At 67.4% G+C, this 22648-nt stretch carries 19 protein-coding genes; 6 read left to right on the top strand and 13 right to left on the bottom strand.

What is annotated here, in order from left to right:
- Positions 1-5: 5 nt before the first annotated feature.
- Entirely contained in the window at positions 6-1169 is a 1164-nt protein-coding gene (gene efeO, locus G6N35_RS14020) for an iron uptake system protein EfeO (protein ID WP_163804804.1), read from the bottom strand.
- Positions 1166-2077 carry an iron uptake transporter permease EfeU gene (efeU, locus tag G6N35_RS14015; protein WP_163804803.1) on the bottom strand — a complete coding sequence of 304 codons (912 nt, stop codon included), beginning with the start codon at positions 2075-2077 and terminating at the stop codon, positions 1166-1168. The genes efeO and efeU overlap by 4 nt, the downstream gene beginning before the upstream one ends.
- Positions 2078-2254: 177 nt before the next feature.
- On the opposite strand from efeU, the gene G6N35_RS14010 reads away from it, so the two are divergent.
- From G6N35_RS14010 to G6N35_RS13990, 5 genes are all read left to right on the top strand, one after another.
- Entirely contained in the window at positions 2255-2983 is a 729-nt protein-coding gene (locus tag G6N35_RS14010; RefSeq protein WP_163804802.1) for a lytic transglycosylase domain-containing protein, read from the top strand.
- A 107-nt stretch (positions 2984-3090) separates the two neighbouring features.
- Complete coding sequence (gene eno, locus G6N35_RS14005; RefSeq protein WP_163804801.1) at positions 3091-4377, top strand: phosphopyruvate hydratase; 1287 nt, start codon at positions 3091-3093, stop codon at positions 4375-4377.
- A gap of 21 nt (positions 4378-4398) precedes the next feature.
- Positions 4399-5076: an FtsB family cell division protein gene (locus G6N35_RS14000; RefSeq protein ID WP_163804800.1), complete on the top strand. Its 678-nt coding sequence runs from the start codon at positions 4399-4401 to the stop codon at positions 5074-5076.
- Positions 5069-5560 carry a DUF501 domain-containing protein gene (locus G6N35_RS13995; RefSeq protein ID WP_163804799.1) on the top strand — a complete coding sequence of 164 codons (492 nt, stop codon included), beginning with the start codon at positions 5069-5071 and terminating at the stop codon, positions 5558-5560. Before G6N35_RS14000 ends, G6N35_RS13995 begins: the two co-directional genes overlap by 8 nt.
- On the top strand, positions 5557-6498 hold the full coding sequence (locus G6N35_RS13990) for a Ppx/GppA phosphatase family protein (protein ID WP_163804798.1): 942 nt from the start codon (positions 5557-5559) through the stop codon (positions 6496-6498). Before G6N35_RS13995 ends, G6N35_RS13990 begins: the two co-directional genes overlap by 4 nt.
- Here G6N35_RS13990 and G6N35_RS13985 read toward each other — a convergent pair.
- The 11 genes from G6N35_RS13985 to G6N35_RS13930 all read right to left on the bottom strand — a co-directional run bounded on the left by G6N35_RS13985 (position 6491) and on the right by G6N35_RS13930 (position 21039).
- Positions 6491-6982 carry a DUF4383 domain-containing protein gene (locus G6N35_RS13985; RefSeq protein WP_163804797.1) on the bottom strand — a complete coding sequence of 164 codons (492 nt, stop codon included), beginning with the start codon at positions 6980-6982 and terminating at the stop codon, positions 6491-6493. The genes G6N35_RS13990 and G6N35_RS13985 overlap by 8 nt on opposite strands.
- 40 nt (positions 6983-7022) lie before the next feature.
- Positions 7023-8954, bottom strand: coding sequence for an APC family permease (locus tag G6N35_RS13980; RefSeq protein WP_163807671.1), 1932 nt, complete (start codon positions 8952-8954; stop codon positions 7023-7025).
- A 413-nt stretch (positions 8955-9367) separates the two neighbouring features.
- The gene (locus G6N35_RS13975; protein WP_163804796.1) at positions 9368-10054 is read right to left on the bottom strand and encodes a response regulator; all 687 of its coding nucleotides are present in this window, start codon (positions 10052-10054) and stop codon (positions 9368-9370) included.
- Positions 10051-12531 carry a DUF4118 domain-containing protein gene (locus G6N35_RS13970; RefSeq protein WP_246224598.1) on the bottom strand — a complete coding sequence of 827 codons (2481 nt, stop codon included), beginning with the start codon at positions 12529-12531 and terminating at the stop codon, positions 10051-10053. Before G6N35_RS13970 ends, G6N35_RS13975 begins: the two co-directional genes overlap by 4 nt.
- Before the next feature lie 101 nt (positions 12532-12632).
- Positions 12633-13505, bottom strand: a complete 873-nt coding sequence (locus G6N35_RS13965) for a potassium-transporting ATPase subunit C (protein WP_163804795.1) — start codon at positions 13503-13505, stop codon at positions 12633-12635.
- A gap of 1 nt (position 13506) precedes the next feature.
- Positions 13507-15645, bottom strand: a complete 2139-nt coding sequence (gene kdpB, locus G6N35_RS13960; protein WP_163804794.1) for a potassium-transporting ATPase subunit KdpB — start codon at positions 15643-15645, stop codon at positions 13507-13509.
- Entirely contained in the window at positions 15645-17315 is a 1671-nt protein-coding gene (gene kdpA / locus G6N35_RS13955; RefSeq protein ID WP_163804793.1) for a potassium-transporting ATPase subunit KdpA, read from the bottom strand. Before kdpA ends, kdpB begins: the two co-directional genes overlap by 1 nt.
- A gap of 10 nt (positions 17316-17325) precedes the next feature.
- Positions 17326-17415, bottom strand: a complete 90-nt coding sequence (locus G6N35_RS13950) for a potassium-transporting ATPase subunit F (RefSeq protein ID WP_163804792.1) — start codon at positions 17413-17415, stop codon at positions 17326-17328.
- Positions 17416-17609: 194 nt separating this feature from the next.
- Complete coding sequence (locus G6N35_RS13940; protein ID WP_197748427.1) at positions 17610-18620, bottom strand: glycosyltransferase family 2 protein; 1011 nt, start codon at positions 18618-18620, stop codon at positions 17610-17612.
- A 131-nt stretch (positions 18621-18751) separates the two neighbouring features.
- Entirely contained in the window at positions 18752-19441 is a 690-nt protein-coding gene (locus G6N35_RS13935) for a response regulator (RefSeq protein ID WP_163804791.1), read from the bottom strand.
- Positions 19438-21039, bottom strand: a complete 1602-nt coding sequence (locus tag G6N35_RS13930) for a sensor histidine kinase (RefSeq protein WP_163804790.1) — start codon at positions 21037-21039, stop codon at positions 19438-19440. The genes G6N35_RS13935 and G6N35_RS13930 overlap by 4 nt, the downstream gene beginning before the upstream one ends.
- A 106-nt stretch (positions 21040-21145) precedes the next feature.
- Between G6N35_RS13930 and G6N35_RS13925 the strand changes: the two genes are divergently transcribed.
- Entirely contained in the window at positions 21146-22525 is a 1380-nt protein-coding gene (locus G6N35_RS13925; protein ID WP_163804789.1) for a cation:dicarboxylate symporter family transporter, read from the top strand.
- Positions 22526-22648: the final 123 nt, after the last annotated feature.

Below are 22648 nucleotides of genomic sequence, written 5' to 3'. Positions count from 1 at the left end.
CAGTGTTATTGGGGAGCGATGACACCTTGGACCTGACTCACTTCCTTGCTCAGCGCGTCGATGGCGCGGGACAGTTCCTGACGCTGCGGTTCGGTAACGCTGTCGTAGGAGACGAAGCCGTCGCCCTTGCGGTACTTGGCCAGCAGCGCCTCGACGTCGGCGAAGCGCTTGTCGACCCGCTTGCCCAGGTCGGGGTCACGCTCGTCGAGGATCGGGCGGACCGAGGCGACGGCGGTCTGCGAGCCTTCGACGTTGGCTTCGAAGTCCCAGAGGTCGGTGTGGCTGAAGATGTCCTCTTCGCCGGTGATCTTGCTGCTGGCCACCTCGTCGAGCAGACCTTGTGCGCCGCCGGCGATCTGGGTCGAGTCGATGGTCCAGCCGGGTGCCTTGACGCCGTTGTCGAGTTCCTTGACGTCGGCGACCAGCTGGTCGGCGACGGCGTTGGTGTCGGGCTGCAGGCCGCTGACCCACAGGTCCTTCTCCAGGCGGTGGAACCCGGTCCACTTCTGGCCCGGCTCCAGGTCGGCCTCGCGCAGGTCGATGCGCGGGTCGAGGTTGTCCGGGAACGACTCGGCGACCGGCTCGATGCGCTCGTAGTAGGTGCGGGTGGTCGGGTACAGCGACTTGGCCTTGGCGATGTCGCCGGCCTTGATCGCCGCGGTGAAGGCCTCGGTGGCCGGGATGAGGGCGTCGGTCTGGCTGTTGACGTAGCGCTTGTAGCTGTCGGAGGCTTCCTTGAACTTGCCCTCGGTGTCGACGGCGATCGCATCACCGGTGACCACGAAGTCGCCGCGGATGCCGTCGCCGATCATCCCGGGCTTGCAGGCGGTCTGGTAGGTGCCGGGCTGGCCCAGCTGCACGATCAGCTTGCGCTGCAGGCCGGGGGAGATGTTCTCCACCTCGCCCATCACCCGCTCGCCCTCGCCGTAGACGTAGAACTCGGTGACTTTGGTGCCGTTGTTGGTGATCACGAACGTGCTCGGGCCGGTCTTGGCCGTGGTGCCCGACAGGGTGCAGGCGGTGTCGGAGGCGTCGACGGTGATCTGCTCGGCTTTGCTGCCCGGGTCGGCGGACTTGGTTTCCTTGGCCGTACATCCGGCCAGGGACACCCCGGCGAGGATCGCGGCCGCGGCGGCGGCACCGGATTTGAGGGAGGCGGGCAGGATCACGAAGCGGACCTTTCGGGTTGAGGGGTTTGCTCCGTGGTGGCGGAGCTGGTGGGGGTCTGGGCGGCTGGTGTGGCGGTCACCGGTCGCAGGAAGACGGTCAGGACGATCGCGAGATAGCCGAGCCAGGCGATCAGCTGCAGCACCGTCGGGGTGGGGGTGATGTTGAAGACGCCCTGGATGATCTCGCCGTACCAGGACGACCAGTTGAATCCCGCGCTGGCGTCGAAGGCCTTGGCGCCGAGGCCGGGCAGCCAGCCGACGGTCTGCAGGGCGCCGACGCCATAGGCCAGGATTCCGGCGGCGACCACGATCAGGAACGCCCCGGTGTATTTGAAGAACGTGGCCAGATTGATCCGGACCGCCCCGGCGTACATGCCCCAGGCGATCGCCGCGGCCGCTGCCACGCCGACGAGCAGACCGAGCAGCGGCCAGGCGGTCTCGGCCTCGGCGTAGCCGACCATGAACAGCGCGGTTTCGAAACCTTCGCGGCCCACCGCCAGGAAGGCCAGCATGAACACCGCGGTGGCGCCGGTTTCCAGGGCGCGGGACATCCCGGCGCGCAACTCGCCGGACAGTCCGGCCGAGGCCTTGCGCATCCACAGCACCATCGAGGTGACGATCGCGACGGCCACCAGGGAGGCCACGCCGGCGATCGCCTCGGCGGCCAGATCCTTGATCGTGTAGGTGCCGTACTGGATCACCAGGAACACGGTGACGGTCATCGCGACGGCGGCGGCCACCCCCAGCCACACCCATTTCAGGGCATCCCGGCGCTGCGCTTTGACCAGGAAGGCGACCAGGACCATGACGACGATGCCGGCCTCGAGGCCCTCGCGCAGACCGATGAGGCCGCTGCCGAAGAGCTGGGCGGGAACCGTTGGTCCCGCAGCGGCGAAAGACGTGGTCATCGGCAGTTCCTCACAGGCTTCTGGTTGGGCAGCTAAGGCTTACCAAATATAGGGTGGGCTTACCTTAGCAGGGGTGCGGTACGGAAGTTACCGGCCCGATCTTCGGCTTTGCTAGGGACTAACGGCCCTGAACCCGTGGGACGATGTAGAGACCGCAAGTTGGGTTCGAGGAGTTCCGTGTCGTCATCGCGTTGGGTGCGGGCCGGCGCCGTCATCGCGACAGCAGCGCTGCTGCTGGCCGCGAGTTGTTCGTGGCAGCTGGGCACGCCGATCCCCGAAGGCGTGCCACCGCCTGCGGGTGACCCGGTGCCCGCCGTGGACACCCACGCCAAGGGCCGGCCCGCCGACCAACTGCACCAGTGGGCGGCCGAACGCGCCGCGGCACTCGACATCCCGGTGACGGCGCTGGAGGCCTACGCCTACGCGGCACGGGTGGCCGAGGTGGAGAATCCCAACTGCCATCTGGCGTGGACGACGCTGGCCGGCATCGGGATGGTGGAAAGCCACCACGGCACGTACCGCGGGGCGATCGTCGCGCCCAACGGAGATGTCAGGCCGCCGATCCGCGGCGTCCACCTCGACGGCACCAACGGCAACCTCGAGATCATCGACTCCGATGCCTCCGACGACGGTGATCCGGTGTATGCCAGGGCGATGGGACCGATGCAGTTCATCCCCGAGACGTGGCGGCTCTACGGCGTCGACGCCAACAACGACGGCCAGATCAGTCCCGACAACATCGACGACGCTGCTCTGTCGGCCGCCGGGTACCTGTGCTTCCGCGGCAAAGACCTGGCCACCCCGCGTGGCTGGATGAACGCCCTGCACGCCTACAACCACTCTGACCAGTACGCCCGCACCGTGCGGGACTGGGCGACGGCCTACGCCCAGGGACACCCGCTCTAACAGCACTACCGCGCTGCCGACCATCTAGGCTATGACCCGTCAGCGGGCCCCGCGCCCGGAGCCGGACGAGGACGTTCGTCGCACACCACGACGCAAGGAGAAAGCCAGTGCCCATCATCGAGCAGGTTGCGGCCCGCGAGATTCTCGACTCACGCGGTAATCCGACCGTCGAGGTCGAGGTGGCCCTGATCGACGGCACCTTCGCGCGTGCCGCCGTCCCCTCGGGTGCTTCCACCGGCGAGCACGAGGCCGTCGAGCTGCGCGACGGCGCCGCCCGCTACGGCGGCAAGGGCGTCGAGAAGGCCGTCGAGGCCGTGCTCGACGAGATCGCCCCGGTCGTCATCGGCCTCAACGCCGACGACCAGCGACTGGTGGACCAGGCGTTGCTGGACCTCGACGGCACCCCGGACAAGTCCCGGCTGGGCGCCAACGCCATCCTCGGCGTCTCGCTGGCGGTGGCCAAGGCCGCAGCGGACAGCGCCGCGCTGCCGTTGTTCCGCTACCTCGGTGGCCCCAACGCCCACATCCTGCCGGTGCCGATGATGAACATCATCAACGGCGGCGCGCACGCCGACACCGGGGTGGACGTCCAGGAGTTCATGATCGCCCCGATCGGCGCGCCGAGCTTCAAGGAGGCGCTGCGCTGGGGTGCGGAGGTCTACCACTCGCTGAAGTCGGTGCTCAAGAAGCAGGGCCTGTCGACCGGTCTGGGCGACGAGGGCGGCTTCGCACCCGATCTCCCCGGCACCAAGGCCGCACTGGACCTCATCGGCTCGGCCATCGAGGGAGCCGGCCTCAAGCTGGGCACCGACGTGGCGCTGGCCCTCGATGTCGCGGCCACCGAGTTCTACACCGCCGGAACGGGATACAGCTTCGAGAAGGAGATCCGGACCGCCGAGCAGATGGGCCAGTTCTACGCCGAGCTGCTCGACTCCTACCCGCTGGTGTCCATCGAGGACCCGCTCTCCGAGGACGACTGGGAGGGTTGGGTACAGGTGACGACCGCGATCGGTGACCGCGTGCAGATCGTCGGCGACGACCTGTTCGTCACCAACCCCGAGCGTCTCGAAGAGGGCATCGAGCGTGGCGCGGCCAACGCGCTGCTGGTGAAGGTGAACCAGATCGGCACGCTCACCGAGACCCTCGACGCGGTGTCGCTGGCGCACAACAGCGGCTACCGCACGATGATGAGCCATCGCAGCGGTGAGACCGAGGACACCACGATCGCCGACCTCGCGGTGGCGGTCGGCAGCGGTCAGATCAAGACCGGTGCTCCGGCCCGTAGCGAGCGGGTGGCCAAGTACAACCAGCTGCTGCGCATCGAAGAAGCCCTCGGCGATGCCGCCCGCTACGCGGGCGACCTGGCCTTCCCGCGGTTCGTGGCAGGCGAGTAGCGCCCACTCAGGGACGTCATTGTGGCGGAAAGCAAGCGGCCTGACCCGAAGCGGCGCTCCCCGGCCTCCCGGCCGGGGGCGTCGAGTCGGAACCGCCCTCGCCCCACCCCCGCCGCCAAGCGTGAGTCGCGGCCGCAGGCCGAGCCGGCCGGGCACAGCGTCACCGAGCCCATCCGGCGGGCGATCGTCGCGTCGACCGAGCAGCGCAACGAACAGCGACTGGGCTTCACCGCCCGGCGGGCCGCCATCCTGGCCGCGGTGGTGTGCGTGCTGACGCTGACCATCGCCGGACCGGTGCGCACCTACTTCGCCCAGCGCACCGAGATGAAGCAACTCGCCGCCACCGAAGCCATGCTGCGCCAGCAGATCTCGGAGCTGGAATCCCAGAAACAGAAGCTGGCCGATCCGGTGTACATCGCAGCCCAGGCCCGGGAGCGACTCGGCTTCGTCATGCCCGGCGACATCCCGTATCAGGTGCAGTTGCCGGCCGGGGCGGTGCCCGCGCCGGGGGCGAGCCCGCAGACCGAGACCGCTCGCAGCAGCGATCCCTGGTACACCTCGTTGTGGCACACCATCGCCGATACGCCGCACGGTCCACCGCCGGCTCCGCAGCCCGTTGATCCCAACGCGCCGCAGCCGGTCGATCCCAACGCGCCGCCGCCTCCACCGGAGCCGGCGCCGGTGCAGCCCGGTGGTTGATCCGGCCGATCTCGCCGCGGTGGCCCAGCAGTTGGGGCGGGAGCCACGCGGTGTGCTCGAGATCGCCTACCGATGCCCCAATGGTGAACCGGCCGTGGTGAAGACGGCGCCGCGGCTGCCCGACGGCACCCCGTTCCCTACCCTGTTCTATCTGACCCATCCGGCGCTGACGGCGGCGGCGAGCCGGCTGGAGTCCGAGGGCCTGATGCGCTCGATGAGCGAGCGGTTGGCGGCCGACCCCGAGGTCGCCGACGCCTACCGGCGGGCGCACGAGTCCTATCTGGCCGAGCGGGATGCGATCGAATCGCTGGGCACCACGTTCTCCGGTGGCGGGATGCCGGACCGGGTGAAGTGCCTGCATGTGCTGATCGCACATTCGTTGGCAAAAGGCCGCGGCGTCAATCCTTTTGGTGATCAGGCGCTGGCGGTGCTGGCCGCCGAACCGGCGATGGCCGGAATTCTGGCGAAGGGGGAGTGGACGTGAACCGGGTGGCGGCGATCGACTGCGGCACCAACTCGATCCGGTTGCTGATCGCCGACCGCCTCGAAGGCCGGCTGCGCGATGTGCACCGGGAGATGCGGATCGTGCGCCTGGGTCAGGGCGTCGACGCCACTGGGCAATTCGCTCCCGACGCCCTGGAGCGGACCCGTGCGGCGCTCGTCGACTACGCCGCCCTGTTGGACCGGTTCGAGGTTCCCACAGTGCGGATGGTGGCGACGTCGGCCACCCGGGACGCCGCCAACCGCGACGTGTTCTTCGCGATGACGGCCGAGGTGCTGGGCCGCGTGGTGCCGGGTGCCGTGGCCGAGGTGATTACCGGGGCCGAGGAGGCCGAGCTGTCGTTCAACGGCGCGGTAGGTGAATTGAATTCTGATGCAGCACCTTTCGTCGTGGTCGACCTCGGTGGTGGGTCGACGGAGGTGGTGTTGGGCGGGCACGGTGGCGTGCAGGCGTCGTACTCGGCCGATATCGGATGTGTGCGGCTGACCGAACGCTGTCTGCATTCCGATCCGCCGACGGCTGTCGAGATCGCCGCGGCCCGCGAGGTGGTACGTGAGCGCCTCGGTGAGGCGCTGCGGGTGGTTCCGGTGGAGAAGGCCAAGACCTGGGTGGGGGTGGCCGGCACCTTCACCACCCTGGCGGCGTTGGCGCAGAACATGACGACCTATGACTCCGACGCGATCCACCTGTCGCAGGTGTCGTTCGGTCAGCTGCTGCCGGTATGCGATCAGCTGATCGGGATGACCCGTGCGCAGCGGGCGGCGCTGGGGCCGATGCACGAAGGCCGGGTGGACGTGATCGGCGGCGGTTCGATCGTCGTCGAGGAACTGGCCGATGCCCTGGGACAACGGGCCGGGATCGACCGGTTGATCGTCAGCGAGCACGACATCCTCGACGGTATCGCGCTGTCGATCAGCTGAGGCCGTCGTCCTCGGGAAGCAGGGGTTCTCCGCCGGCGCCGGTGGGCACCCTGGCGCCGGCCAGTGTGACGCCCAGCAGAACCATCACCACACCGATCGAGAAGTGCAGCCAGTTGTCGGCATCGCCGAGCGGGACGACGGCGGGGTCACCCAGCAGCCCGTAGAGCCACAGGCCCAGGAACATCAGCCCCCCGATGATCAGGTAGGCCCGGGCTCGGGCGTAGCTGGTGGCCAGTAGCAGCCCGGCCATTCCGGCCAGCAGGTGCACCAGGTTGTGCAGTACCGAGGTGTCGAACACCCCGAACAGTTGCGCGCGCGATTCCGGCCCCCACCACTGCAACTGGTCCAGCCGGGTGGTCAGGCCGGGGGTGAACCCGGCGATCGCGACAGCCAGGAAGGCCGCGGCGACGAGCACCGCGGCCCCCTGCACGGCGAGCAGCCCGACCTGGGGTCGTTGCAGCCTGCCGGATTTGGCGGTCCGCATGGGGCACGGGTACCCCTGCGGCACCGGCGTCAACCGCCGGTTACCCGGCGGCGGTCAGATCCCGGTGGGTGGCGGTGTGCAGTTGGTAGGGAACGCTGGTCACCATCACGTCCGGCTCGAAGAGCAAGCGGGCCTTGAGCCGCAGCGAGCTCTGGTTGTGCAGTAGGTTCTGCCACGACCGGCCGACGACGGTTTCGGGGATGTAGACGCACACCACGTCGCGGGGGCCCTGCCTGGCGCGCTTGAGGTACTGCAGCACCGGTCGGGTGATTTCGCGGTACGGCGACTCGACCACCTTCAGCGGCACGTCGACGTCCAGGTTCTCCCACTCGCGATGCAAGGCGCGGGTGTCGCTGTCGCTGATGTTCACCGTCAAGGCGGTCAAGGTGTGCGGTTTCGTGGCGCGGGCGAACAGGACAGCACGCTGGGTGGCCTTGTTCCATCCGGAGACCAGTACCACGGCGTGCACCCGGCTGGGCAGTGTGCCTTCGTCGTCGGCGTCGACCTGGAGTTCCTCGCGTACCGAGGCGTAGTGCCGATAAATGGATTGCATGACCACACACAGCACGGGTATCGCGATGACCACCAGGTAGGCGCCGTGGGTGAACTTCGTGATCATCACGACCACCAGGACCAGGCCGGTCAGGACCGCCCCGAATGCGTTGACAGCCCTGGCGCCCTTGATCTTTCGACGGTCAGCCGCGGTGTCGGCGTGGCGCAGCGCGGTATTCCAATGCCGCACCATGCCGGCCTGGCACAGCGTGAACGAGGTGAACACGCCCATGATGTAGAGCTGGATCAGCCGGGTCACCGAACCGTCGAAGGCGTAGATGAGGCCGCCGGCGACCACGGCCAGCAGGATGATGCCGTTGGAGTAGGCCAGCCGGTCGCCGCGGTTCTGCAGCTGCCGGGGCAGATATCTGTCCTGGGCCAGGATCGATGCCAGCAGCGGGAATCCGTTGTAGGCGGTGTTGGCTGCCAGGATCAGGATCAGCGCGGTGGCGGCCTGGATGAAGAAGAACAAGATGCTGTTGTTGCCGAACACCGCCGCGGCCAGTTGGGCGATGACGGTGCGTTGCGGCTCGGTAGTGCAGTCGCCCTGAAATCCGACCAGGTCGCAGGTGTTCTCCACCACGCGGGTCTTGGCGATCAGTGCCAGTGCGGTCACTCCGGCGAACATCGTGGTAGCCAGGATGCCCATCGCGGTCATCGTGCGAGCGGCATTGAGCGCCTTGGGCTTCCGGAAGGCGGGTACGCCGTTGGAGATGGCTTCGACACCGGTCAGTGCGGTGCATCCCGAGGAGAAGGCCCGGAGGATGAGCAGGACGAGCGCGAGTGTGGTGAGTCCGACCTGCTCGGCGCGCACACCGTAGTGGGCGCTTTCGGCCACCGGCGGATGCCCCAGGACGGCCCGGAACAGTCCCAGCGCCACCATGAGGTAGACACCGGCGATGAAGGCGTAGGTGGGAATGGCGAAGGCGCGTCCGGACTCCCGGACCCCGCGCAGGTTCATTGCGGTGAGTACGACGATGAACCCGACGTTGATGGCCACCCGGTAGGCGTTGAGTTCGGGAATTGCCGAGATGATGTTGTCCACTCCGGCGGCCACCGACACCGCGACGGTCATCACATAGTCGACCATCAGCGCCGCGGCCACCACCAGGCCCGCAAACGGGCCGAGGTTCTTGGACACCACTTCGTAGGAGCCGCCGCCGCTGGGGTAGGCCTTGACCACCTGCCGGTAGGACAGCACGACGACGGCCAGCAGCACCACCACGCCTGCGGCGATGTAGGGCGTCAGGTGCATGTAGGCCAGCCCGCCCAGGGTCAGGATGAGCAGGATCTCCTGGGTGGCATAGGCCACCGACGACAGCGGGTCGCTGGCGAACACGGGCAGCGCGATGCGCTTGGACAGCAGGGTGTGGCCGAGGCTGTCACTGCGAAACGGCCGACCGACGACGAGGCGTTTCATCAGTGAAGTCGGTGAAGACACGAGAGGCCAGCCTAGTTTTGCCGCAGGGCTGCCCGCGTTGCCTGACCCGTAGAGATTCCGTTAAGAATTCCCCCCGGCGCGCGGCGCTGGGTGAAAAACGATCAGAGCGCCGTCACGTGCCCGGCGCTCTGATCGCAGTAGTGCAGAAGATTACGGCTTGACGCGGCAGCCGCTGCCGATGTTGTGGCAGTGATGGCCACCGTCGCAGGCGTTACAGCGACAGGTGCAACCACCGGTGTGCTTGGTCTCGGAAACATTCATGTCGGATCATCTCCTTCGCGGCCCGTGGGGGCGGGCACTGCGGGTACGTATCAACATATGACGATGTCACGATAGTTGCCTGCGGACAGATGTGTCATCCGAACACGCGCGTGTGTCTGTGTGCCCGTCGCTCAGGCCTCGAAGCGGTACCCCATGCCGGCTTCGGTCAGCAGATGACGCGGATGCGACGGGTCGACCTCGAGCTTGCGGCGCAGCTGAGCCAGGTATACCCGCAGGTAGTGCGTCTCCTTGGCGTAGGCCGGCCCCCAGACCTCCCGCAGCAACTCCTCGCGCCCGACCAGCTTGCCGCGGTTGCGCACCAGCATCTCAAGCATGCCCCACTCGGTCGGGGTCAGGTGCACCTCGGCGCCGTTCTTGACGACCTTCTTGGCCGCCAGATCGACTGTGAACGAGGATGTTTCGATCACCGGCTCGTCGGTCTCGGATGCCACCGCGCCGCGGCGCACGGCGGCGCGCAGCCGGGCCAGGAATTCGTCCATCCCGAACGGCTTGGTCACGTAGTCGTCCGCGCCGGCGTCGAGCGCCTCGACCTTCTCGGTGGAGTCGGTGCGCGCCGACAGCACGATCACCGGTGCGGACAGCCACCCGCGCAGACCGCCGAGTACCTCGATCCCGTCCATATCGGGCAGACCGAGGTCGAGCACCACCACGTCCGGCCGGTGTTCGGCGGCGGCCTTCAACGCCGCCGCACCGGTCGCGGCGGTGATCACCTCGTAGCCGCGCACGCTGAGGTTGATCCGCAGGGCGCGCAGGATCTGTGGTTCGTCGTCGATCACCAGCACCTTGACCTTGGTCATGGCGCCCCCAGGTCGACGATGACGGTCAGGCCGCCGCCCGGCGTATCGGTGGCCGAGATGGTGCCACCCATCGCCTCGACGAACCCCTTGGCCACCGAAAGGCCAAGTCCGACACCGTGCTTGTTGTTGCGGTCACCAAGCCGCTGGAAGGCCTCGAACATCTGGTCCTCGGTGCCGCGCGGCACGCCCGGACCTTCGTCGACCACGTTGATCAGGATACGATCGCCGACCTGTCCGGCGTTGACCCGCACGATGCTGTCCGGGGCGTAGCGCAGCGAGTTGTCCAGCAGGTTGGCCAGCACCCGCTCCAGCAGACCGGCGTCGGCCATCGCCACCGCGTCGCCTACCTCGACCTTGATCCGGTCCAGCCCGCTGCGCCCGAATCCGGTGGCCCCGCGCCCGATCGACAGCAGGGCGCGCTGCACCACCTCTTCGAGGTACACCCGCTTGAGTTCGGGCCGTACCACCCCGGTCGCCAGCCTGGAGGAGTCCAGCAGGTTGTCGACGAGCGCGGTGAGCTGGTCCACCGACTCCTCGATGGTGGCCAGCAGTTCGGCGGTGTCCTCGGCGGAGAAGTCGATATCGTCGGACCGCAGGCTCGACACCGCGGCCTTGGCCCCGGCCAGCGGCGTGCGCAGGTCGTGGCTGACCGCCGAGAGCAGCGAGCGGCGCAGTTCGTCGGCCTTCTCGATGGCCGCGGCCTTACCGGCCTCCTCGGCGAGTTCGCGCTGGCGCACCAGCCCGGCGGCCTGTTTGGCCACCGAGGTCAACACCCGCCGATCGCGCGCGGGCAGTTGGCGTCCGGCCATCAGCATCCAGAACTCGTCGTCGCCGACCTCGATGGCGGTATCGGCGGAATCCACCGTCACGCAGGGACTCTCGCCCACACAGGCGACGATCTGTTCGTCCTCGCCCTGAACGCGCAGCACGCTCACGGCGCGCTGGGAGTAGGTCTCCCGGACCCGCTCCAGCAGGGCGCTCAGGTCGGCGCCGCGCAGCACCGAGCCGGAGAACAACGTCAGCAGTTCGGCCTCGCGGGAGGCCTGGCGGGCCTCACGCTGGCGGCTGGCGGCGCTGTCGACCAGGGCCGCCACCGCCACCGCCATGGCCAGCATGACGAACTGGGTGATGGCGGCGTCGGGCTCGGCGATGGTGAAGGTGTAGCGCGGTGCGGTCAGGAAATAGTTGAGCAACAGGCCGGACAGCACCGCCGAGACCATCGCGGGGACCACGCCACCCAGCAGTGCCACCAGCAGGATGCCGACGAAGAACAGTGCGCTCTCACCGGCGGTGTTGAGGTAGCGGTCCAGGAAGGCGACGTTGATCCCGCAGATCAGTGATGGCACCACCACCGCGGCCACCCACGACAGGGCCCGTCGTTCGCGCGGGGAGGCGGCGCGCATCGAGATCCGGCGCCTGGCCTCCTCGTGGGTGACCATGTGGACGTCGATCTTGCCGGACTCTTGCACGATCGCCGCGCCGATGCCCTCGTCGAAGATCCGCGCCCACCGCGAGCGCCGCGAGGTGCCGATCACCAACTGGGTGGCGTTCATCTCGCGGGCGAAGTCCAGCAACGCTTTTGGCACATCGTCGCCGACGACGGTGTGCACGGTGGCGCCCAGGCTGGCGGCCAGCTCACGGACCTTGCCCATCTGCGGCGCGCTCACCCCGGACAGGCCGTCGCCGCGGACCACGTGCACGATCATCAGCTCGGCGCTGGACTTGGAGGCGATCCGCGACGCCCGGCGCACCAGGGTCTCGGACTCCGGGCCGCCGGTCACCGCGACCACCAGCCGCTCGCGGGCCTCCCAGGTCGCGGTGATCTTGTTCTCCGCGCGGTATTTCGACAGCGCGGCGTCGACCTGGTCGGCCAGCCACAGCAGTGCGAGCTCGCGCAGCGCGGTGAGGTTGCCACGGCGGAAGTAGTTGGACAGCGCCGCGTCGACCTTCTCCGGCGCATACACGTTGCCGTGAGAAAGCCTGCGCCGCAACGCCTCCGGCGTGATGTCGACGAGTTCGATCTGGGCGGCGCCGCGCACGATCTCGTCGGGCACCGTCTCCTGCTGCTCGATACCGGTGATCTGGGCGACGACGTCGTTGAGGCTTTCCAGGTGCTGGACGTTGACGGTGGAGATCACCGAGATGCCGGCGTCGAGAAGTTCTTCGACGTCCATCCAGCGTTTCGGGTTCTTGCTGCCGGGGGTGTTGGTGTGAGCCAGCTCGTCGACGAGCACCACCTGCGGGTGACGGTCCAGGACCCCGGGCACGTCGAGCTCGGCGAACCGGCCGCCCCGGTAGTCGATGTAGCGCGGCGGGATCACCTCGATACCGTCGAACAGTTCGGCGGTCTTCTTGCGACCGTGCGTCTCGACCACCGCGGCCACCAGATCGGTGCCGCGCTCCAGGCGCCGGTGGGCCTCGCCGAGCATCGCGAAGGTCTTGCCCACGCCGGGGGCGGCGCCCAGGTAGATGCGCAGCTCGCCCCGCCGCGGCTTGTCGCCGGGCGAGGCGTTCTGCGCGCCGCTGCTGGTTACCCGCGGCGGCTGGACGGTATCCACATGATCATCATTCACGCGGATCAGCTCTTGAGCGGGAACTTCTGGTCCAGGGCGATATTGAGTTCCACCACATTGACCCTGGGTTCGCCAAAGATGCCCAGCGTGCGGCCGTCGGTGTACTCATCGACGAGGCTGCGCACCAGCTGTGGGCTGACTTTGCGGGTCTTGGCCACCAGGGCGATCTGCAGCTGTGCGTAGGCGGGCGAGATGTGCGGATCCAGGCCGCTGCCGCTGGCGGTGACGGCGTCGGCGGGCACCGCGGGATCGGCGGGTGCCGAGCCGCGGATCGGCACGATCTGGCCGGCCGAGTAGTCCTCGCCGGCCTTGGCGCACTGCACCCGCACACCTTCGTAGGTGTCCAGGAACGGCCGGGCCGTGCTGGCGCACGGTTCGTTGACGCTGATCACCTGGGTGGGGTTGACGACGACGCCGCGGGCGTCACGCGGGCCGATCACCGCCAGCACCGCACCCACACCGTCGCCGGTGCAGAACGGGCGGGCGCCGTCGACGCCGTCGAGCTCGCCGATGGCCTTGCTGCGGGTGCAGACCTGGCTCAGCAGGCTGGGCTTGTCGGGGCCGGCATCGACGATGTTCTCCGGGCCGAGGTTCGACGCGCCGGAGTTCAGCGGGTCGTATCCGTTGCCGGCGGCCGACGGGCGGCTCTGGAAGTACTGCGGCAGCGGGTTGCCCTTGGCGTCGGTGAAGGACTGTCCGATCAGGCTGGAGGCGACGGGCTTGCCGCCCAGCTCCACGATCGAGCCGTCGGCCTTGTCCTGCAGGCCGGGGATCTGGGCCACCAGCCAGATGAACAACGGATAGCCGATGCCGAGGATGACGGTGAGCACCAGCAGCGCGCGCAGCGCGGCCCAGTGTTGGCGGATCAGAAGGTTCATGTCACATTCCTGGGAAGAACTGGATGACGAGGTCGATGAGCTTGATCCCGATGAACGGCGCGATGATCCCGCCGAGACCGTAGATGTAGAGGTTGCGGCTCAACAGCTTTGACGCACTGCTCGGTGTGTAGCGCACACCGCGCAGCGACAGCGGGATCAGCGCGATGATGATGATCGCGTTGAAGATCACCGCCGACAGGATCGCCGACTGCGGGCTGTGCAACCGCATGATGTTCAGCAGGTCCAGGCCGGGGAACAGCGCCACGAACATCGCCGGGATGATCGCGAAGTACTTGGCGATGTCGTTGGCGATCGAGAACGTGGTGAGCGCGCCCCGGGTGATCAGCAACTGCTTGCCGATCTCGACGATCTCGATGAGCTTGGTCGGGTCGGAGTCGAGGTCCACCATGTTGCCGGCCTCTTTGGCCGCCGAGGTGCCGGTGTTCATCGCCACGCCCACGTCGGCCTGGGCCAGCGCCGGTGCGTCGTTGGTGCCGTCGCCGGTCATCGCGACCAGCTTGCCGCCGGCCTGCTCCTTCTTGATCAGCGCGAGCTTGTCTTCCGGGGTGGCTTCGGCCAGGAAGTCGTCGACACCGGCTTCGTCGGCGATCGCCTTGGCGGTCAACGGGTTGTCGCCGGTGATCATCACCGTGCGAATGCCCATCTTGCGCATCTCGTCGAACCGCTCGCGCATCCCCTGCTTGACGACGTCCTTGAGGTGGATGACGCCGAGCACCTCGGCTCTTCCGTCGGCCAGTCGCTGACCCACCACCAGTGGCGTACCGCCGCCGGCAGAGATGCCGTCGACCAGGGTGCCCAGTTCGACGGGCACGGTGCCGCCCTGATCGCGTACCCACTGGGCCACCGAATTGGCTGCGCCCTTGCGTAATTGGTGTCCGTTCTCCAGGTTCACACCCGACATCCGGGTGGTGGCCGAGAACTCCACCCACTCGGCGTTGAGCAGTTCACCGGGCGTGCGGGCGCGCAGGCCGAAGTTCTCCTTGGCGAACACCACGATGGAGCGGCCTTCGGGGGTCTCGTCGGACAGGCTGGACAGCTGCGCGGCGTCGGCGAGGTCCTCGGCGGTGACCGAGGGCAGCGGCACGAAATCGGAGGCCTGCCGATTGCCCAGCGTGATGGTGCCGGTCTTGTCCAGCAGCAGGGTGTTGACGTCACCGGCGGCCTCGACGGCGCGACCGGACATGGCCAGCACATTGCGCTGCACCAGGCGGTCCATGCCGGCGATGCCGATGGCCGAGAGCAGTGCGCCGATGGTGGTCGGGATCAGGCAGACCAGTAGTGAGACCATCACAATGCCGGTGACGCCGTTGCCGGTCAGGGCCAGCGAGTCCGGCACGCCGGGGTTGTTGGCCTTGGAGTAGATGGCCAGCGGCTGCAGGGTCGCGACGGCGAAGATGAAGATGATCGTCAGCGCGGCCAGCAGGATGTTGAGCGCGATCTCGTTGGGGGTTTTCTGCCGGTTGGCGCCCTCGACCAGTGAGATCATCCGGTCGATGAAGCTCTCGCCGGGCTTCTGGGTGATCTGCACGACGATGCGGTCCGAGAGCACGGTGGTGCCGCCGGTCACCGCCGAGCGGTCGCCGCCGGATTCCCGGATGACGGGGGCGGATTCGCCGGTGATGGCTGATTCGTCCACCGAGGCGATACCTTCGACCACGTCACCGTCACCGGGGATCACCTGTCCGGCTTCGACGACGACGATGTCGCCCTGACGCAGCAGGGGAGCGGCAACTTCTTCCTCGGTGCCGTGTGTGCCCGGCGCCCACCCGGTCAGCCGGCGGGCCATGGTGTCGGCCTTGGTCTTTCGCAGTGATTCGGCCTGTGCCTTGCCGCGGCCTTCGGCGACGGCCTCGGCCAGGTTGGCGAACACGACGGTCAGCCACAGCCAGAACACGATCAGCCAGGCGAACCAACTTGGCGTCAGGAACGCCAGGATGGTGCTCCATACCGCGCCGATCTCGACGATGAACATCACCGGATTGCGCCACAGCGTGCGGGGGTCGAGCTTACGCAGGGCGTCGGGCAGCGACGTCCAGAGCATCTTCGGGTCGAGCAGGCCGCCCTGGGCCTTCTTCTTGTCGGCGGCCTTGTGCGGCGCGTCGATGGTGGGGGTGCTCATCAGTGGATTCCTTCAGCGAGCGGCCCGAGTGCGAGTACGGGCAGGAACGTCAGGGCCACCAGGATGAGCGTCACTCCGGCGACCAGTCCGACGAATTGGGGACGGTGAGTGGGCAGGGTGCCGATCGATTCGGGGGTATGCCCCTGGCGGGCAAGCGAACCCGCCAGGCCGAGCACCACGACGATCGGCAGGAACCGGCCCAGGACCATGGCCAGCCCGAGCGCGGTGTTGTACCAGACGGTGTTGACGCTGATCCCGGCGAACGCCGAGCCGTTGTTGTTGGCCGCCGAGGTGAACGCGTAGAGCACCTCGGACAGGCCGTGTGCCCCGTCGTTGAGCATGCCGGCCCGTTGGCCGGGCATGGCCATGGCCACCGCGGTGCCGGTAAGCACCAGGATGGGGGTGACCAGGAAATAGCTTGCGGCGAGCTTGATTTCGCGCGGGGTGATCTTCTTGCCCAGGTACTCCGGGGTGCGCCCGACCATCAGGCCGGCGATGAAGACGGTGATCACCGCCAGGATCAGCATGCCGTACAGGCCCGAGCCGGTGCCGCCGGGGGCGACCTCACCGAGCTGCATGTTGAACAGCGTCATCATGCCGCCGAGACTGGTGTAGGAGTCGTGGAACGAGTCCACCGCGCCGGTCGACGTCAGTGTGGTCGCGTCGGCGAAGATCGCGGAATCGGCGACGCCGAAACGTTGTTCGACACCTTCCATCGCCGCGCCGACCGCGGTCGGCACGGTGCCGTGGTGCTGGACCTGGAACTGCAGCATCAGCGATGCGCTGATCACCGCGAGCACCCCCATCACCGCGACGATCGCGTAACCCTGCTTGACGTTGCCCACCATCCGGCCGAAGGTGCGCGGCAGCGAGAAGCTGATCACCAGCAGCAGGAAGATCTCGACCCAGTTGGTCCAGGTGGTCGGGTTCTCGAACGGGTGCGCGGAGTTGGCGTTGTAGAAGCCGCCGCCGTTGGTGCCGACCTCCTTGATGGCCTCCTGGCTGGCCACCGGACCGCCGGTGATGGTCTGCTGGGCGCCGGCCAGCGTGTTGACCACCTGGTCGTGCAGGTGGAAGTTCTGGATCACGCCACCGGCGATCAGAACGATCGCCGCCAGAACGGAGATGGGCAGCAGGATGCGCAGGCTGCCGCGCACCAGGTCCACCCAGAAGTTGCCCAGCTCCAAGGAGTTTCGGCGGGCGAAGCCGCGCACCAGGGCTACTGCCACCGCCATGCCGACCGCTGCCGAGACGAAGTTCTGTACCGACAGGCCGGCCATCTGCACCAGGTGGCCCTGGGTGGACTCACCGGAGTAGGCCTGCCAGTTGGTGTTGGTGACGAAGCTGACCGCGGTGTTCCACGCCAGCGCCGGGGTCATCGGGGTGGCCGGGTCATTGAGGTGCAGCGGCAGCTTGCCCTGCACCAGTTGGAACACGAACAGCACCACGATGCTGACCGCGGAGAAGGCCAACAGGCTGCGGGCGTAGCCGCCCCAGCTCTGCTCGGATCGCGGGTCGGCGCCGATGGCCCGGTAGACCAGGCGCTCGATCCGGGAGTCCTTCTCGGAGGTGTAGACGCGGTACATGTAGTCGCCCAGCGGCACGTGGACCGCGGCCAGGGCAGCAATGAGCAGGACGAGGAAGACGATCCCCGCCGAAGTGCTTGTCATGCGGGGTTACCTAGAACCTTTCGGGGAAGAGCAGCGCGGCGGTGACGAACAGCGCCAACAACACCGCAAGGACCAGGCCGACGACGTTCTCGTAGTTCACAGCCGCTCGACCAACCTCTGTACCAGGCCGAGCACGGCGAAGACCGCCAGCGTCAGCACCAGGAAAATGACGACTCCCATGTCTCTCCGTTCTGCGGGAACGAATGCGACGCTAGGACCCGGCTGAGGGGGCGGCGGCCGGCCTTGACGTTTTCTTAACGGCAGGGCCGCAGCGTCTTGACGAATTCCGAATGGCTAGCGGTCGACGTGCCACTGACGGGTGTCGACCGGGCCCACCGACGGATCGAGCCGGTGGATGCGCCGCACACCGTGGCGGACCTCGTCGGTCATCCAGCCCGGACGCTTGGGGCCGGGGACGCTGCTGGCATGACGGCGCTTGGCCAGCTTGCGGATCTCGCGGGCGTAGAGACGGTCCTGCAGGATCGTCCACAGCACCCGGAAGCCGTCCTTGAACGTGTTGAGGTTGGTGCTGCCGTGGTAGCGGTCGTGCTCGAAGCTGGGCACCTCGGTGATGGCCGCACCCGAGAGGGCGAACCGGCCGATGATCAGGGCTTCGATCTCGAAGCCGTCACCGCGCAGCATCTCGGGCGATTCGGTGGTGGTGTCGGGGAGATCGAGCATGTAGAGCTGGTCGGCCCAGAAGGCGTTGTAGCCGTAGCAGAGGTCGGTGAACCGGGTCTTGGTGAGCACGCTGGCCAGGATGTTGAGGCCCTTGTTGCCCAGCGAGCGGACCAGCGTGATGTCCTCGCTGCCGCCGCCGCGACAGAACCGGCTGCCCTTGGCCAGATCGGCGCCGTCGGTCAGCGCGTTGATGAATCGCGGGATCTCGTGCGGGTCGGCGGATCCGTCGATGTCGAACATCACGATGGCATCGCCGGTGACCTCGGCGAAGCCGCACGCCATGGCGTTGCCTTTGCCTTTACGGGTTTGGTACACCACCTTGGCGGTCGGCAGTGCTTCGGTCGCGGCCTGCGCCGACTCGTGGTCGCTCTCGCTGACGACGACGATGACCTCGTAGAACTCTTTGAGGTAGGGCAGGATCTCGCGGATGTTGGGCGCCTCGTTCTTGGCGGGCACCACGACGCTCACCCGCGGGTTGGCGGGGCGACGCTCGCTCTTGGGGCGACGGCGGTCGATGATCGGCTCACCGTCGGCACCGAGCATGGGCTGACCGTCGGCATCGAGGACGTATCGGACCGGGGGCTCATCGTCGAGATGGTCCCGGGCAGCGCTGACATCAGTCATCTCGACAACTCCTTCGCCACATTTCTCGGGCTTACGGATATACAGCCTCTGCATTATTTCCGCTCAGGTCGGGAAAAATAGCAGAAATATATTCATATTGTTGTGTGGTCAAGCAGTTGGATTTGCCACGCTCAGCGCCAAAGATAACGCGTGCTCGGCCGCCCTGTCCTGCCGTACTCGGTCTGCCGGATGACGGTGCCCTCGTCGGCCAATCGTTCCAGGTAGCGCCATGCGGTCACGCGAGACACCCCAACCTGTTTGGCGACGTCGTCGGAGGTGACGCCGGCGCCGGCCCGGTCACGAACGGTGCGGGCGATTTCATCATTCGTTGCTGGCGCGACACCTTTCGGTGCCACCGATTTGTCGGTGCTGCGTAATTCTGCGAGAGCGCGGTCGACTTCGGCTTGGCTGGCGGCTTCGGTGCCGGCCGGCAGAGCGTTGCGATAACGGCTATATCGTTCCAGTCGGTCACGAAATGCTGCAAAAGTGAAAGGCTTCAGCAGATACGCCAATGCGCCATGGGAAACCGCTGCACGCACCATTTCCAGGTCGCGTTCGGAAGTGATCGCGATGATGTCGGGCGCCGGACGAAGGCCCGACAGCGCCGAGGCCAGCGTGATGCCGCTGGTGTCGGGCAACCCCAGGTCCAGCAGCACCAGGTCGATCGGGATCGGGGTCGCCGAGGCGTCGGAGGCGATGCGCATGGCGTCACGAGCCGTTGCTGCCACTCCAGCCAGCGAAAAGCCCGGTAACCGCTCCAGATAGGTGCGGTGCGCCTCGGCGATCAGCGGTTCGTCCTCGACGATCAGCACGGTGATCATCGGCGCGCCCGTTCGCTCGCCTGCTCGCGCGCCTTCGTGATCGCCACGGTCACCACCGACGCGTAGGTGATGTCGGCGGTCAGGGTGCCGCCGTGGCGTGTCACGATCTGCGCGATCAACGCCAGCCCCAGGCCCTGGTGGCCGGCGGGCGTGTCGGCCCCGCTGTCGGCCCCCTTGTCGGCCTTGGTGGAGTATCCGCGCCGCATGGCTCGGTCGAAGGTGTCGGCGTCCATCCCGGGCCCGCTGTCGGCGACCGCGATCAGCAGCCGGTCTTCGTCCTGGGTGACGGTGACCTCGACCCAGGGGTCGTCGCGGTCGCAGGCGTCCATCGCGTTGTCGATCAGGTTGCCCAAGACGGTGACGAGTTCCTGCGGGCTGAGGATCAGGTCGTCGGCCCCGGCGGGCAGGTGGGTGTCCTCGGTGATGGTCAGGGCGATACCGCGCTCGTCGGCCTCGGCGGTCTTGCCGAGCAGCAGCGCCATCAGGGCGGGTTCGCCGACGGCCTGCGAGAGCCGGTCCACCAGTTGCTGGGACAGCGCAAGCTCTTTGGTGGCGAACTTGACCGCTTCTTCCGGGCGCCCCATCTCGACCAGCGTGATGACGGTGTGCAGCTTGTTGGCCGACTCGTGGGCCTGGGCGCGCAGCGAGTCGCTGAACATCTGCAGTGCGCTGAGTTCGCCCAGGGCGCCCTGCAGTTCGGTGCGGTCGCGGATCGTCACCACCTCGGAGTCCGACGCGCTGACCGCCGAGCGGTTGACCACCAGCACCCGGTCTTCGGTGACCCGGACTTCGTCACGCACACCGGGGTCGTTGCCGCGCAGGAACTCCGGCAGGTCGGCCCGCTGAATGGGTCCGGCCGGCAGGCTCAGCAGCCTGCGGGCCTCGTCGTTGACCAGGGCCACCCGGTCGTGGTCGAGCACGATCAGACCCTCGGAGACCGAGTGCAGGATCGCATCGTGGTGGTCGTACATGACCCGCAGTTCGTCGGGCGCCAGGCCATGGGTCTGGCGCAGGATACGGCGCCGGATCGCCCAGACGCCGACGAACGAAAGGGCAAGGGCGCCAACGCCCATCCCGACGATGGCCGGCCATTGGGCGCGCCAGCGGGCCGCCAGGCTCTGTTCGGTGATGCCGGCGGCGACCAGCCCGATGACCTGACCGCTGCCGTCGCGCACCGGGGCGACGGTGCGGATCGACGGGCCCAGGGTGCCGGTGTAGACCTCGGTGAACGTCGCACCGCGCATGGCGGGTTCGATGTTGCCGATGTACTTGCCGCCGATCATGGCGGGGTTGGTGTGGGTGAACCGGGTGCGGTCGGGCGCCATGATCGTGATGAAGGCGATGTTGGTGCCCTTGCGCACCGCTTCGGTCACCGGTTGCAAAACCTCTGTCGCGTTTCGGTTTTCGATGGCCTGGGCGGTGGACGGCGCGTCGGCCAGGGCAACGGCGATGGCGGTCACCTGTTCGCGGGCGGAGCGGTCGCCGTCGCGCTTGGCGTCGTAGAGGGCCAGCGCGCTGCCGGCCAGCACCACCAGCGCGATCACCGCGGCCTGCAGCGCGAAGGCTTGGCCTGCCAGCGAGCGGGGCAGTACCGCCATTGCACACCTCCGCCGCTGTACTTAATGAACTAAAGCGTGACCTGCCTCACGCGAGTTGTGACCATCCTTACAGACCACCGGATCGTGAACTGGAAGGAAACCGACTATGACGACGGTTTTGGATCGCCCCAGCGGCGACAAGCCGGCGCCCAAGAAGCGCCTTGACCGTACCCATTGGCTGTACCTGGCCGTCATCGTCGCCGTGATCGGTGGCGTGATCGTCGGCCTGGTCGCCCCGGAGTTCGGCAAGAACGTCGGCGTGCTGGGCACCATGTTCGTCAGCCTGATCAAGATGATGATCACACCGGTGATCTTCTGCACGATCGTGCTGGGCATCGGCTCGGTGCGCAAGGCCGCCACGGTCGGCAAGGTCGGCGGGCTGGCCTTCCTCTACTTCATGGCGATGTCCACCATTGCGCTGGCGATCGGACTGGTGGTCGGCAATCTGCTGCACCCCGGTGGCAGCCTGAAGCTCTCGGAGTCCGCGGCGGCCAAGGGCGCGCAGCTGGCCGAGAAGGCCCACGAGTCCGGTGGCCTGATGGACTTCATCCAGCACATCATCCCGACGTCCCTGTTCTCCTCGCTGACCGAAGGCAATGTGCTGCAGGCGTTGTTCGTGGCGCTGCTGGTCGGGTTCGCGTTGCAGGCCATGGGAGCCAAGGGTGAGCCGATCCTGCGCGGGGTGGAGCATGTGCAGCGGCTGGTGTTCAAGATCCTGGCGATGGTGTTGTGGCTGGCTCCGATCGGTGCCTTCGGTGCGATCGCCAACGTGGTGGGCCAGACCGGCTGGAGCGCGGTGACCAACCTGCTGACGCTGATGTTCGGGTTCTACCTGACCTGTGTGGTGTTCGTCTTCGGTGTGCTCGGTGCGCTGCTGCGCACGGTGTCCGGGGTGTCGATCTTCAAGCTGGTGCGCTACCTGGCCCGCGAGTACCTGCTGATCTTCGCGACATCGTCCTCGGAGTCCGCGCTGCCGCGGCTGATCGCCAAGATGGAGCACCTGGGCGTGCAGCAGAGCACCGTGGGAGTGGTTGTGCCGACCGGGTATTCGTTCAACCTCGACGGCACCGCGATCTACCTGACCATGGCCTCGCTGTTCATCGCCGACGCGCTGGGCGACCCGCTGTCGATCGGGCAGCAGATCAGCCTGCTGGTGTTCATGATCGTGGCGTCCAAGGGTGCGGCCGGCGTCAGCGGTGCCGGGCTGGCCACGCTGGCCGGCGGCCTGCAGGCGCACCGCCCGGAGTTGCTCGACGGGGTTGGCCTGATCGTCGGGATCGACCGGTTCATGTCCGAGGCGCGTGCGGTGACCAACTTCTCCGGTAATGCGGTGGCCACCCTGTTGGTCGGGTCGTGGACCAAGACGGTGGACATGAACAAGGTGAACGAGGTGCTGGCGGGCCGTGATCCGTTCGACGAGCTGACCATGCTCGATGATTCCGACGATGGTGCTGCGGTGGCGCAGAAGGAGGCGGTGGCCGCCTAGATCGCTGGCTCACGACACCCCGGGACGCTCATCCCCGGGGTGTCGTGCTGTGTGGCGCAGGTGAACAGATGGCGATTACGAAATACCGGACGGTCGGCTGTGGTTAACGTTTTCGCAGCATCA

It is taken from the genome of Mycolicibacterium anyangense, assembly GCF_010731855.1.
GTDB lineage: Bacteria > Actinomycetota > Actinomycetes > Mycobacteriales > Mycobacteriaceae > Mycobacterium > Mycobacterium anyangense.
Note: the sequence above shows the minus strand (reverse complement) of the source record. Positions and strands in the feature narration are given on the sequence as shown.

Bases quoted from the DNA above. Each gene is read 5' to 3' on its own strand.
- efeU (WP_163804803.1), bottom strand. From the start codon at position 2,077: ATGACCACGTCTTTCGCCGCTGCGGGACCAACGGTTCCCGCCCAGCTC.
- G6N35_RS13985 (WP_163804797.1), bottom strand. From the start codon at position 6,982: ATGCGGACCGCCAAATCCGGCAGGCTGCAACGACCCCAGGTCGGGCTG.
- G6N35_RS13980 (WP_163807671.1), bottom strand. From the start codon at position 8,954: ATGAAACGCCTCGTCGTCGGTCGGCCGTTTCGCAGTGACAGCCTCGGC.
- G6N35_RS13975 (WP_163804796.1), bottom strand. From the start codon at position 10,054: ATGACCAAGGTCAAGGTGCTGGTGATCGACGACGAACCACAGATCCTG.
- G6N35_RS13965 (WP_163804795.1), bottom strand. From the start codon at position 13,505: ATGAACCTTCTGATCCGCCAACACTGGGCCGCGCTGCGCGCGCTGCTG.
- kdpB (WP_163804794.1), bottom strand. From the start codon at position 15,645: ATGAGCACCCCCACCATCGACGCGCCGCACAAGGCCGCCGACAAGAAG.
- kdpA (WP_163804793.1), bottom strand. From the start codon at position 17,315: ATGACAAGCACTTCGGCGGGGATCGTCTTCCTCGTCCTGCTCATTGCT.
- G6N35_RS13940 (WP_197748427.1), bottom strand. From the start codon at position 18,620: ATGACTGATGTCAGCGCTGCCCGGGACCATCTCGACGATGAGCCCCCG.
- G6N35_RS13935 (WP_163804791.1), bottom strand. From the start codon at position 19,441: ATGATCACCGTGCTGATCGTCGAGGACGAACCGCTGATCGCCGAGGCG.
- G6N35_RS13930 (WP_163804790.1), bottom strand. From the start codon at position 21,039: ATGGCGGTACTGCCCCGCTCGCTGGCAGGCCAAGCCTTCGCGCTGCAG.
- G6N35_RS13925 (WP_163804789.1), top strand. From the start codon at position 21,146: ATGACGACGGTTTTGGATCGCCCCAGCGGCGACAAGCCGGCGCCCAAG.